Source organism: Paracoccus sp. PAMC 22219 (assembly GCF_000787695.1).
GTDB lineage: Bacteria > Pseudomonadota > Alphaproteobacteria > Rhodobacterales > Rhodobacteraceae > Paracoccus.
On sequence record NZ_BBPH01000021.1, the window covers coordinates 63847 to 77136 of the forward strand.

8 protein-coding genes and 2 pseudogenes are annotated in these 13290 nt (G+C 68.1%); 4 read left to right on the forward strand and 6 right to left on the reverse strand.

Annotation, left to right across the window (positions count from 1 at the left end; translation table 11 throughout):
- Positions 1-24 precede the first annotated feature (24 nt).
- From TY51_RS03725 to pdeM, 4 genes are read left to right on the forward strand one after another with little or no spacing between them, the layout of a single operon-like run.
- A complete protein-coding gene (locus TY51_RS03725) occupies positions 25-1017 on the forward strand; it encodes a ligase-associated DNA damage response exonuclease (protein WP_042246026.1) in 993 nt (330 codons plus the stop codon).
- The gene (locus TY51_RS03730; RefSeq protein ID WP_042246027.1) at positions 1014-2564 is read left to right on the forward strand and encodes a cisplatin damage response ATP-dependent DNA ligase; all 1551 of its coding nucleotides are present in this window, start codon (positions 1014-1016) and stop codon (positions 2562-2564) included. Before TY51_RS03725 ends, TY51_RS03730 begins: the two co-directional genes overlap by 4 nt.
- Complete coding sequence (locus TY51_RS03735) at positions 2561-4936, forward strand: ligase-associated DNA damage response DEXH box helicase (RefSeq protein WP_042246028.1); 2376 nt, start codon at positions 2561-2563, stop codon at positions 4934-4936. The genes TY51_RS03730 and TY51_RS03735 overlap by 4 nt, the downstream gene beginning before the upstream one ends.
- Positions 4933-5589 (forward strand): ligase-associated DNA damage response endonuclease PdeM, encoded by a 657-nt coding sequence (gene pdeM / locus TY51_RS03740; protein WP_042246029.1) that lies wholly within the window; start codon positions 4933-4935, stop codon positions 5587-5589. Before TY51_RS03735 ends, pdeM begins: the two co-directional genes overlap by 4 nt.
- A gap of 51 nt (positions 5590-5640) precedes the next feature.
- Here the strand turns inward: pdeM and TY51_RS03745 are convergent, their stop codons facing one another.
- The 6 genes and pseudogenes from TY51_RS03745 to dnaA form a co-directional block, all read right to left on the reverse strand.
- The gene (locus TY51_RS03745) at positions 5641-6387 is read right to left on the reverse strand and encodes an outer membrane protein (RefSeq protein ID WP_042246030.1); all 747 of its coding nucleotides are present in this window, start codon (positions 6385-6387) and stop codon (positions 5641-5643) included.
- A gap of 173 nt (positions 6388-6560) precedes the next feature.
- Positions 6561-8995 (reverse strand): annotated as a pseudogene (gene gyrB / locus TY51_RS03750) (DNA topoisomerase (ATP-hydrolyzing) subunit B).
- A 93-nt stretch (positions 8996-9088) separates the two neighbouring features.
- Positions 9089-9730, reverse strand: a complete 642-nt coding sequence (locus tag TY51_RS03755) for a LysE family translocator (protein WP_042246031.1) — start codon at positions 9728-9730, stop codon at positions 9089-9091.
- Positions 9727-10803, reverse strand: coding sequence for a DNA replication/repair protein RecF (gene recF, locus TY51_RS03760; RefSeq protein WP_042246032.1), 1077 nt, complete (start codon positions 10801-10803; stop codon positions 9727-9729). The genes TY51_RS03755 and recF overlap by 4 nt, the downstream gene beginning before the upstream one ends.
- Entirely contained in the window at positions 10800-11918 is a 1119-nt protein-coding gene (gene dnaN / locus TY51_RS03765; RefSeq protein WP_042246033.1) for a DNA polymerase III subunit beta, read from the reverse strand. Before dnaN ends, recF begins: the two co-directional genes overlap by 4 nt.
- Positions 11919-12002: 84 nt before the next feature.
- Positions 12003-13290 (reverse strand): annotated as a pseudogene (gene dnaA, locus TY51_RS03770) (chromosomal replication initiator protein DnaA); the annotation flags it as partial.

The window sequence follows — 13290 nt, forward strand, 5'->3', positions numbered from 1 at the left end:
GTGAACCCTTGTCATGATGGTGCCATGCGTCCCGACCAGATCCTGCACCCGACCGAGGCCGGGCTGTACTGCCCCCCCGGCGATTTCTACATCGACCCGGTCCGTCCGGTGCCCCGCGCGATGATCACCCACGGCCATGGCGACCACGCCCGGTCCGGTCATGGCGCGGTCATGGCCACGCAGCAGACGCTGGACATCATGGCGATCCGCTATGGAGAGGATTTCACGGGCACGCGACAGGCGGCCGAGGGCGTGGCCCGCATCGGCGACGTGCAGGTCAGCTTTCACCCCGCAGGCCATATCCTGGGCTCTGCCCAGATCGCGGTGATGCCCGACCGCGGCCCCAAGATCGTTGTGTCCGGCGATTATTGCCGCGCGCCGAACCCGGTCTGCGCGCCCTATGAACCCGTCCCCTGCGACATCTTCGTGACCGAGGCGACCTTCGGCCTGCCGGTCTTTCGCCACCCCGACCCGCTGACCGAAATGACCAAGCTGATCGCCAGCATGGCCGAGTTTCCCGAACGACAGCACCTGATTGGCGCCTATGCCTTGGGCAAGGCACAGCGGGTGATCGCGCTGGCGCGTCAGGCGGGCATCGACGGCCCCATCGCCATTCACGGCGCGCTGCAACGCCTGTGCGATTTTCACGTGGAACAAGGGATCGACCTTGGCCCGCTGGTCCCCGCCACCGCCAGGCAGGTCGACGCGCAACTGGTCATCGCGCCGCCATCGGCTTTTGCCAGCGCCTGGGTCCAGCGGTTCCGTGACCCGGTGATCGGCTTCGCCTCGGGCTGGATGACCGTCCGGGCGCGGGCGCGCCAGCGGGGGGTGGAACTGCCATTGGTCATCAGCGACCATGTCGACTGGCCGCAGGTCACCCAGACCATCACCGAGCTGGCCCCGCAAGAGGTCTGGATCACCCACGGGACCGAGGACGGGTTGATGCGCTGGTGCGAGATGCAGGGCATCGCGTCCCGCCCCCTGCGCCTGATCGGATACGAGGACGAGCCGGAATGAAGGCCTTTGCCCATCTGCTGGAACGGCTGGCCTTCACCGCCGCGCGCAACGCGAAACTGCGCCTGCTGCGCCACTACCTGGAGGCCACGCCCGACCCCGACCGCGGCTATGCGCTGGCCGCACTGACCGGCGACCTGAAGCTGCGGGCGGTCACGCCGGGCCTGTTGCGCGGGTTGATGGCGGGGCGGGTGGACGAACAGCTGTTCGCGATGTCCTATGATTTCGTGGGCGATCTGGCGGAAACCATCGCCTTGCTGTGGGACACCGATCAGGATCAGGACGTCCCGCTGCGCGACGCGGTGGACCTTTTGTCGGGGACCGGGCGCGCGGGCCTGCCTGCGGCGATCACCGCGATGCTGGATCGGCTTGGCCCGTCGCAGCGGCTGGCGTTCCTGAAGCTGGCGACCGGCAACATGCGCGTGGGCCTGTCTGCGCGCATGGCCCGTATCGCCCTGGCCGAGATGGGCACCCCCGAGGTCAAGGACATCGAGGAGATCTGGCACGGCCTGACGCCCCCCTATCATCCGCTGTTCGACTGGATCGCGGGGGGCACGCGCCCCGAACACGCGGCGCTGGCACCCTTTCGCCCGGTGATGCTGTCCACGCCGGTCGATCTGGACCAGCTGCGGGCCTTTGATCCCGCAGATTACATCGCGGAATGGAAATGGGACGGCATCCGCGTGCAGGCCATCAACGACGGCGGCACCCGGCGTCTGTATTCGCGGACCGGAGAGGATGTGGGCGCAGCCTTTCCCGACCTGCTGGAGGCGCTGAATTTCGACGGCGCGGTGGACGGCGAACTGCTGGTCCGGCGCGGCGCCGACGTGGCGCCCTTTGGCGATCTGCAGAAGCGGTTGGGCCGCAAGGTTGTGGGGCGCGCGATGCTGGACAGCCATCCGGCGGGCCTCAGGGTCTATGACGCGATGATCTGGCAGGGGCGCGACCTGCGCGACCTGCCGCATCAGGAGCGGCGCAGCATCCTGGAGACCGCCGATTTCGGCAGCGACCGGATCGACCTGTCGCCGCTGCTGCCGTTCCAAACCTGGGACGACCTGGCCGCCCTGCGCGCCGACCCGCCCAGCATCGTGATCGAAGGCGTGATGATCAAGCGCCGCGACAGCGCCTATGTCGGCGGTCGCCCCCGCGGGCCGTGGTTCAAGTGGAAGCGCGATCCGATGGTGGTGGACGCGGTGATGCTCTACGCGCAGCGCGGGCATGGCAAGCGGTCTGGGTTCTACAGCGATTTCACCTTTGGCCTGTGGGATGGGGATGTTCTGGTGCCCGTGGGCAAGGCCTATTTCGGCTTCACCGACGAAGAGCTGCGCGAGCTGGACCGGTTTGTCAGGAACAACACCACCGAACGTTTTGGCCCCGTGCGGTCCGTCGCACCCAAGCTGGTGCTGGAGGTCGCGTTCGAGGGGCTGAACGCCTCTCCGCGCCACAAATCCGGGGTGGCCATGCGCTTTCCCCGCATCAGCCGCATCCGATGGGACAAGCCGGCGGCCGAGGCCGACCGGCTGGAGACGCTGAAGGACATGATCCCGTGACGCTGCCCCCCGCGTTCCAGGATTGGTTCACCCGACAGGGCTGGCAGCCGCATCCGCATCAGCTGGCGCTGCTGGAGGCGCGGACCGACAGCCTGCTGATCGCGCCGACCGGGGGCGGCAAGACGCTGGCCGGGTTCCTGCCCTCGCTGGTCGACTTGACCACGCCGCACAAGGGGATGCACACGCTGTACGTCTCGCCGCTCAAGGCGCTGACGGCGGATATCGCGCGCAACCTGTCGCGCCCGGTGGCCGATCTGGGCCTGGACATCCGCATCGAGGATCGCACCGGCGACACCCGCGCCAGCCAGCGCGCCCGCCAGCGCATGGACCCGCCCGACATCCTGCTGACCACGCCGGAATCGCTGGCGCTGATGCTGTCCTATGAACAGGCGCCCGCGATCTTTGGGGGTCTGCGCCGGGTGGTGCTGGACGAGCTGCACGCGCTGGCCGAGAACAAGCGCGGCGACCAGCTGATGCTGGCCTTGTCGCGGCTGCGCGCACTGGCGCCCGACCTGCAGGTCACGGGCCTCTCCGCCACGGTCGAGGACCCGTCGCGGCTGGCCCGTTTCATGGGTGGGGCCACGGTCATTCATGCCGATCCCGGCCCCGATCCCGACATCGCCATGCTGGCCACCGCCAAGGCCCCGCCCTGGGCAGGCGCGGGCGGGCATTACGCTGTCCCCGACGTGCTGGAGGCCGTGGCCCAAGCCACGACCACGATCATCTTCATCAACACCCGCGCCCAGGCCGAGCTGTTCTTTCAGGCGCTGTGGGCCGCGAATGACGCGAACTTGCCCATCGGCCTGCACCACGGCAGTCTGTCGCGAGAGGCCCGTGCTCGGACCGAAGGGGCGATGGCCGCAGGCGAACTGCGCGCCGTGGTGGCGACCGGGTCCCTGGATCTGGGCATCGACTGGGGCGCGGTGGACCTGGTGATCCAGGTCGGCGCGCCGCGCAACGTCAAGCGGCTGGTTCAGCGGATCGGCCGGGCGAACCACCGCTATAACGCGCCGTCGCGGGCGCGGATCGTTCCGGCGAACCGGTTCGAGGTGATCGAATGCGTCGCCGCCTTGCAGGCAGTGCGCGAACGCGATCTGGATGGCGACGACCGGGGGCCGGGGCCGCTGGACGTGCTGTGCCAGCATATCCTGCTGACCGCCTGCGCGGGGCCGTTCGATGCCGATGCGCTGTTCGCCGAGGTGCGCACGGCGGGCCCTTATCGCGACCTTGCCCGCGCCGATTTCGATGATTGCGTCGCGTTCGCGGCGACGGGGGGCTATGCGCTGCGGGCCTATGACCGCTGGCAACGGCTGATGGAACGCGATGGGCTGTGGCGCCTGCGCGACCCGCGCGCAGCGCGCAACCTGCGCATGAACATCGGCACGATCGTCGAGGCCGAGATGCTCAAGGTTCGCTATCGCGGCCGGGGCGGTGCGCCCTTGGGCGAGGTCGAGGAAGGCTTTGCCGCGACCCTTGCGCCGGGCGACACCTTCCTGATCGGCGGACAGACGGTCCGCTATGACACCCTGCGCGAAATGGTGGTCGAGGTTACGAAACAGCCCTCCAAGGAACCCCGCATTGCGACATTCTCCGGGATGAAGCTGGCGACATCGACGCAGCTGTCGCACCGGGTGCTGGCGCTGATCGGCAATCCAGCGGCGCATGCGGGGCTGCCGCCCGACACGCGCGACTGGCTGGCGCTGCAGGCGCAGGTCAGCACCCTGCCGCGTCCCGGCACCCTGCTGACCGAGGCGTTTCCCCATCAGGGTCGCTGGCATCTGGCGGTCTACGGCTTTGCCGGGCGCAATGCGCTGCAGACCTTGGGCCTTCTGATGACGCGGCTGATGGAGGAGGCGGGGCTGGCCCCCCTGGGGTTCCTGGCCACCGATTACGCCCTGCTGATCTGGTCGCTTGACCCGGTGACCGACCCCGCGCCGTTGCTGGACCGCGACGGCCTGCGCGAGGGTCTGGGAGACTGGCTGGCCAGCAACGCCGTGATGAAGCGCAGCTTTCGCAACGTGGCCACCATCGCCGGTCTGATCCAGCGCAACCTGCCCGGGGCGCGCAAATCCGGGCGGCAGGCGACGTTTTCCAGCGACATCCTGTACGACACGCTGCGCAAGTATGACCCCGACCACCTGATGCTGCGCATCACCGCGGCCGAGGCCAGCCGGGGGCTTGTGGATTTCGGCCGGATCGAGGAGATGCTGGACCGCACCGACCGCCTGGACCACCGCATGTTGCAGCGGGTGTCCCCCCTGGCCGCGCCGCTGATGCTGGAACTGGGCCGCGTGCCCATCGCCGGCCAGGGACGCGAGCGCATGGCCGAGGCCGAGGCGGCGGCAATGATGGCAGAGGCAGGGCTTTCGTGACGTTCCACCCTTTCGACTTTGACGGCCAGACGCTGCAGGCGCGGGCCAGCGGCGCACTGTTCTGGCCGGAGCGGCGCTGGCTGATCGTGGCCGACCTGCATTTGGGAAAATCCGAACGCATGGCCCGGCGCGGCGGTGCGCTGCTGCCCCCCTACGAGACGCTGGAGACGCTGGACCGCCTGCAGGCGGAGATCGCGGCAACGGACCCGGCCGTGGTGGTCAGCCTGGGCGACGGGTTCGACGACGACGCGGCGGGGCGCGCGCTGCCCGACGATGTCTGCGACCGCTTGCGCGCCATGGCGCAGGGCCGGCGCTGGATCTGGGTCAGCGGCAATCACGATCCGGGGGCCATCTGCCAGCGCCTGCCTGGCGACACCGCGGCCGAACTGCGCGACGGCCTGACCCTGCGCCACGAGGCGGGGCAGGGGCCGGACGTGTCGGGCCATTACCACCCCTGCATCCGGCTGGCGGGCCAGCGGCGGCGGTGTTTCCTGGCCGGGCGCGATCACCTGATCCTGCCCGCATTCGGCGCCTATACCGGCGGGCTGGAGGTCACCGACCGCGCGCTGGCCGTGCTGGTGCCGCAGGGCCTGGCCATCGCCTGCGGGGCCCGCGCCCTGCCGGTTCCGGTGGGGATGCGCCGCCGCGCATGAAAAAGGGCCGGCGCGCATGGCGGCCGGCCCGATCGTGTCGTGACGGTCGGATCAGAAGCGGAAGTTCGCGCCGATCTTGACGCTGCTCATGGTCATGCTGGCGCGGGTCGACACGGTGTCGATGCCGTCGGTGAATTCCACCCGCTCGTTGCCGAAATCGCGATACTGGTATTCGGCAAAGACCGAGGTGCGGGCGTTGATCATACGCTCCACGCCCAACCCGGCAGCGGTGCCGGTAGCGTTGAAGCCGCGGGTCTGCGATTCATCGTCGATGCGCAGCGTATAGTCGAAATCGCCGCGCGCGACGCCGAAGGTGCCATAGACCAGTGTCTGCGGGTTGACCGCATAGCCGGTCTTCATGACCAGCGTCGCGATGGTCTTCATCTCGCTTTCGACGCTGCCCGTGGTGCCGGTCAGATCATCGCCAAAGCTGACCGTCTCGTCGACCGAACCGAACTCGACGCCCAACTCGGGGCCGAAGACCCAGTTGCCGCGCTGCCAGCGATAGCCCAGCTGCAGACCGGCGGTCGCACCGGAAATCCCGACATCGCCCAGCCCGCCGATCAGACCGAAGTCCTCGCCGTCGATGACCTCGGAGAAGCCCACCTGATCCTCGGTGTCGAAGATGTAGCCAAGCGAGCCGCCCGCATAGGCGCCACCCCAAGCAGAGGCGATCGGCGCAACGGGCGTCACCACGACCGGTGCCACATCCACGACGGGGGCCACGACGCCCCCGGCAAAGGCGGCGCCCGATCCCAGGACCAGGGCAGACACGGACACGAAAGAGGAGAGGCGCATGAGGGAGACTCCTGAAAAGCTGGGGCACGCACAGGGGCCACGCCCGATTTGCAAATGATGTCCCGTCAATTCAGCGCAGAGAATCGCCCCTAAATCAATTAAAACGCGCATTGGCCACTGTCCTTGCACGCTGTGACGGGCAAGGACAGTGGCCTTTGGGCAACATCAATCGGTCAGGTATCCAGGTTCTCGACGTTCAGGGCGTTCTGCTGGATGAACTCGCGGCGCGGTTCGACCACATCGCCCATCAGCTTGGTGAACAGGTCCTCGGCCTCGGCCACGTCCTCGATACGGACCTGAAGCATGGTGCGCGCAACGGGGTCCAGCGTGGTTTCCCACAGCTGTTCGGGGTTCATTTCCCCCAGACCCTTGTAGCGCTGCAGCGACAGGCCCTTTTCGCCTTCCAAGAACACCGCCTGCAGCAGGCCCAACGGGCCGTGGATCGGCTGGTCGCGGTCCTTGCGGATCAGACGCGCGGGCTTGGCATAGATGTCCTGCAGGGACCGGGTCATCTCTCCCAGCCTGCGGCTTTCACCGCTGCGCAGCATCTGGCCGTCGAGGGTGCGGTTCTCCTCGACCCCGCGCAGGGTGCGCGACAGGCGGATGCCGGCGTCCTGGGTCGGACGACCTTGCCAGCCGCGCTCGTATTCCTCGGCGATCTGGTCCAGGCGGGCGGCGATGTCGGTCGCCACGCCCTGGGCGTCCTGGTCGATGCGACCGGGCACCAGCGCCCCGGCGATTGCCGCCTGTTCGGTGATGTGGGGCGGGTAATGCGTCGGATAGGCGCGCAGGATGCGGCGTGCCACGCGCGCCTCCTCGACCACGCGGGCCAGATCCATACCCGTGATCTCCTCGCCCGAGGCGAGGCGCAGGGACGCGCCCTCGACCCCCTGCTGGATCAGGTATTCCTCCAGCGCGGCCTCGTTCTTCAGATAGACCTCGGACCGGCCGCGGCGACCTTGTACAGCGGTGGCTGCGCGATATACAGGTGCCCGCCCTCGATCAGGTCCGGCATCTGGCGGAAAAAGAACGTCAGCAGCAGCGTGCGGATATGCGCGCCGTCGACATCGGCGTCGGTCATGATGACGATCTTGTGGTAGCGCAGCTTCTTCAGGCTGAACTCGTCGCGCCCGATCCCGGTGCCAAGCGCGGTGATCAGCGTGCCGATCTGGTCGCTGCCCAGCATCCGGTCGAACCGCGCGCGTTCCACGTTCAGGATCTTGCCGCGCAGCGGCAGGACGGCCTGGTTCTGGCGCGACCGACCCTGTTTCGCCGACCCGCCGGCCGAGTCGCCCTCGACGATGAACAGCTCGCTGAGTGCCGGGTCCTTTTCCTGGCAATCGGCCAGTTTGCCGGGCAGGGACGCCACGTCCATCGCGGTCTTGCGCCGCGTCAGCTCGCGCGCCTTGCGCGCGGCCTCGCGGGCCAGCGCCGCCTCGATGATCTTGCCGACGATCTGCCGGGCCTCGGTCGGGTTCTCCTCGAACCACTCGGCCAGCTTTTCGCCGACCAGCCCCTCGACCGCCGGGCGGACCTCGGACGACACCAGCTTGTCCTTGGTCTGGCTGGAGAATTTCGGATCGGGCACCTTGACGGACAGCACGCAGGTCAGGCCCTCGCGCGCGTCATCGCCGGTGAAATCGACCTTTTCCTTCTTCGCGATGCCGCTGTCCTGCGCGTATTTGCCGATCACGCGGGTCAGCGCGCCGCGGAAACCGGCCATGTGCGTGCCGCCGTCGCGCTGCGGGATGTTGTTGGTGAAGGGCAGGACGGTCTCGTGATAGCTGTCGTTCCACCACATCGCGACCTCGACGCCGATGCCGTTCTTCTCTCCGGTGATGAAGATCGGCTCGGGCATGACGGCGGTCTTGGACCGGTCCAGATATTTCACGAATTCCTTGACGCCGCCCTCGTAGAACAGCTCGGTCTTCTGGACCTCGGCGTGGCGCTCGTCCTCCAGGATGATGCGCACGCCGCTGTTCAGGAATGCCAGCTCGCGCAGGCGGTTCTCCAGCGTCTTGAAGACATAGTCCAGATTGCTGAACGTCCCTTCGGGATGGGTCGTCTTGGCGGAGGCCAGGAACCGCACCTCGGTCCCGCTTTCGCCGGGCGCATCGCCCACGACGACCAGCGACTTGACCGTGTCGCCGCGTTCAAAGCGGACGTAATGTTCCTTGTCGTTGCGCCAGATGCGCAGCTCCAGCCAATCGGACAGGGCGTTCACGACCGACACGCCCACGCCGTGCAGGCCGCCCGACACCTTGTAGCTGTTCTGGTCGAATTTGCCGCCCGCATGCAGCTGGGTCATGATGACCTCGGCCGCGCTGACGCCTTCGCCGGCATGCATGTCGACCGGGATGCCGCGGCCGTTGTCGCGCACGCTGACGCTGCTGTCGGCATGGATCTTGACCGACACGAAGTCGGCATGACCGGCCAGAACCTCGTCGATGCCGTTGTCCACGACCTCATAGACCATGTGGTGCAGGCCCGAGCCGTCGTCGGTATCCCCGATATACATGCCGGGACGCTTGCGAACGGCGTCCAAACCCTTGAGAACCTTGATGGAATCGGCGTCGTACAAAGCGGGTTGGGCAGCGGTGTCGGTCATGCGTCGGGCTTTCTGTTCGTCATGCCTTGATATAGGCTTTCGCAGGGGCAAAGTCACGGCTTTGGCTGGGTTTTTCGGCCCCGTCGGCGGGTTTTATGCCCGGCTAGCCCAGATCTGTCCCGCGGCCAGCACCAGCCCCACGAAAATCAGCAGCCAGCCCGATGCCAGGTTCATCCGACGCAGCCCCGCGGGCGTCGCCAGACGGGCACGCAGCGCGGCCAGCGTGGCGCCCATGCCCAGGTTCAGCAGGAACGGAATGGCCCCCGACATCCCCACGATGACCGCGACATCGCGCCAGTTCAGCCGCGCCACGTCGAAGAAACCGGGCAGCACGCCGACATAGAACAGCGCCGCCTTGGGGTTGCCCGCGATGGCCAGCAGGCCCGCGCTGAAGCCCGCCCAACCGCCGCGCCGGGTCAGGCGGCTGTCGCTGTCCACGGCCTGCCCGGCATGGCGCAGCAGCGCGAGCCCCATGCCCAGGAACACCGCGACCGCGATCCAGCGCAGGACCGACAGCAGCGCCGCCTGGTCGCCCACCAGTAGCGTCAGGCCAAAGATCGCGATCAGCGGCCAGATCATGTCCCCGATCGCCACTCCAAGCGCCAGCGGCCAGACCCCGGCCCAGCCCGAGGACAGCCCTCGCGCCATGATCGCCACCCAGACCGGGCCGGGCGTCAGCCAGATCGCCGCCAGTGCGCCCGCATACAGCCAGATTGCCTGCGCGGTCAGGGTCATGCGGCCTCGCTGGCGGTGGATTCGCCGTCGGTCTTGGTCACCGCCAGGCTGCGCGCGCGCGGGCCAAAGGCGTCGAACAGTTCCGGCCCGGTGCCGGTCAGCAGGGTCTGGGCGGGCAGGTCGGTGATGCGGTCGTACAGCGCCGCGCGCCGGTCGGCGTCCAGATGGGCCGCGACCTCGTCCAGCAGCAGCAGGACTGGCTGGTCCGACAGCGCCCGCGCATTGGCCAGGATCAGCGACAGGAGCAGCGCTTTCTGCTCTCCGGTGGAGGATTGCGCGGCGGGCATGTCCTGCGGGCCCCAGCTGGCGCCCAGATCGGCACGATGGGCGCCGGTCAGCGTCCGCCCCGCGGCCATGTCCCGGTGCCGCATCGCGGCCAGGCGCGCGGCGATGGCGTCCGCATCCGCGTCGTCGGCGAACCCGTCCTGCGGCAGCAGGGTCAGGCGCGCGGCAGGAAAATCCGTGCCGCCGTCCTGCGCGGCCATGATCGCGGACAGCGCCGCCTGGCGGTTGCGGGTCAGACCCGCACCGGCCTGCGCCATCTGCGATTCCAGTGCGCGGTACCAGCCGGGGTCACCGATCTGATCGCGCAGCAGTCGGTTGCGTTCGCGCATCGCCTTTTCATAGGCCAGCGCCAGATCCGCATGATCGGGCATCAGCGACAGGGTCACCCGGTCCAGGAACCGCCGCCGCCCTTCGGGCGCGTCCGACCACAGCCGGTCCATGGCGGGCACCAGCCAGATGACCCGCACCAGCCGTGCCAGCGTTGTCTGGGTCACGGGCTTGTCGTCCAGGATGACGTGGCGGGGCTGGCCGGGGGGCGCCGCGGTCTCTATCGCGTGATCACCAAGCGTGGCGCGGATGCGCCAGCCCGCATCGGGGCCCATCCGCGCCTGATCGGGGGCGGCCACCGCGCGCAGGCCGCGGCCGGGGGCCAGCATGGACAGGGCTTCCAGGATGTTCGTCTTGCCGGACCCGTTGGGCCCGTAAATCGCCAGGGGGCGGGCGTCCAGCGACAGGTCCAGCCGCGGCCAGGACCGGAACTGGGACAGCCGCAGCGCCGTCAGTGTCACACGCGCATCGGCATGACGACATAGACCGCGCTGAGATCGCTGCCCTCGCGGATCAGGGCGGCGTCGCCCGAGCCGTTGAACAGGAACACCGCGTTGTCGCGGTCGACCTGGCCCGCGATCTCCTGAAGGTACTTGGCGTTGAAGCCGATCTCCAGCGGCTCGTCGGCATAGGCGACGATCAGCTCCTCCTCGGCGGCGCCGGCATCGGGGGCGTTGACCGACAGGACCAGACGGTCCGCGTCCAGCGACAGCTTGACCGCGCGGCTGCGTTCGCTGCTGACGGTGGCGACGCGGTCGACGGCGCGGGCGAAATCGGCTGCGTCCACCTCCAGCTTGCGGGTGTTCCCCTGCGGGATGACGCGACTGTAATCCGGGAACGTTCCGTCGATCACCTTGGAGGTCAGCGTGATCGTCGGTGTGGCAAAGCGGACCTTGGTCTCGCTGACCGACACGGCGATCTCGGCCTCGTCGTCGTCCAGCAGCTTGCGCAGCTCTCCGACGGTCTTGCGGGGCACGATCACGCCGGGCATCGCGTCGGCATGGACCGGCAGGGGCGCGTCGATGCGGGCCAGGCGGTGACCGTCGGTCGCCACGCAGCGCAGGACGGGACCGTCTTCGGATTGCGCCACATGCATGTAGACGCCGTTCAGATAATACCGCGTCTCCTCGGTCGAGATCGCGAATTTCGACTTGTCGAACAGCCGGCGCAGCACGGATGCGGGCGCCTTGAAGTTCGCACTGTATTCGCTGGTGGCCATCACCGGGAAATCGGCCCGCGGCAGGGTCGCCAGGCTGAAGGACGACCGCCCGGCCTGGACCGACAGCCGCCCCGAAGCGTCGTCGCTGGCCAGCTGGACCAGGGCGCCGTCGGGCAGCTTGCGCGCGATCTCGTTCAGCATCACCGCGCTGACGGTGGTCGATCCGGGGCGTTCGACCTGCGCGATTGCACGGTCCACGACCTCGGTGTCCAGGTCGGTGGCGCGAAAGCTGACGCCCTCGGGGGTGGCCTCGATCAGCACGTTGGCCAGAATCGGGATGGTGTTGCGGCGTTCCACGACCGACTGGGCCTGCGACACGGCCTTGACCAGAACGGCGCGCTCGATCGAGAATTTCATCAGTTTCCCCTGTCCCATGGCTCTGCGGCCCTTGCCGGACCTGATGTGTACCCGCCTGCGCGGGCACTCACAAGATTTTCGTGATCAGGCTTCCAGCATCCGCTTCAGCACGGCGATATCCTCGACCATGGCGCTGTCCTCGACCAACAGCTCCTCGATCTTGCGCACACCGTGCATGATCGTGGTGTGGTCGCGCCCGCCAAAGCGGCGGCCGATCTCGGGCAGGGACCGGCTGGTCAGCTGTTTCGACAGATACATGGCGATCTGGCGGGGCCGGGCGACGTTGCGGGCGCGTTTCGGGCCCATCATGTCGGCCAGGCGAATGTTGTAATGTTCGGCGACCTTGCGCTGGATGTCGTCGATGTTGATCTTGCGGTCGTTGGTGCGCAGGATGTCGGCCAGGCATTCCTGGGCCACCTCCAGCGTGATCTCGCGGCGCAGCAGGCTGGCATGCGCGAACAGGCGCTGCAGCGCGCCTTCCAGCACGCGGACGTTGGTGGTGATGCGATGCGCCAGGAACTCCAGCACCCCGGCGCCGATCTCAAGGTCGGGCTGCTGGGCGCGGAAGCCTTGGGTCTTGGACTGCAGAATGCCAAGGCGCAGCTCATAGGTGGTCGGGTGCAGGTCGACGATCAGGCCGCAGGACAGGCGCGACTTGATGCGTTCCTCAAGGCCCTTGATCTCGGCGGGGGCGCGGTCGGCGGAAATGACGATCTGCTTGCCCTGATCGACCAGCGCGTTGAACGTGTGGAAGAATTCTTCCTGGGTGCTGTCCTTGCCGGCGATGAACTGCACGTCGTCGACCATCAGCATGTTCACGTTCCGGAACATGCTTTTGAAATCCATGATCGAGCTTTCGCGCAGCGCCTGCACGAAACGGTACATGAACTGTTCCGCCGACAGGTACAGCACCTGCGCCGACGGGTGCCGCGCCTGATAGTCATGCGCGATCGCGTGCATCAGGTGCGTCTTGCCCAGACCCACGCCGCCATAGAGGAACAGCGGGTTGAAGCCCACGGGACCACCCTCGGCCACGCGGCGGGCGGCGGCATGGGCCAACTCGTTCGGCTTGCCGACGATGAAGTTCCCGAAGGTGAAGCGGTTGTCCAGCGGCGCGCCCAGATCGGCACGCGGCGCGCGGGTGGTCGGCGCCTCGGCCGGCTGGCCTGCGGGGGCCGCGGCCTGGGCCGACGGGCGTGCCGCGGCGCTGCCGACGCAAAGCGCAGACGCTCGACCGGGGCGCCATGGCGGGTCAGCACCGCCATGATGGTCCGTTGGCGGAAATCGGCCGTCCCGGACCCAGTCAGAGATGAATCGCGTCGGGCGACGAATCGTGCGGCCCGTCGTCGATCGCCGTCAGGCGCAGCGGCTT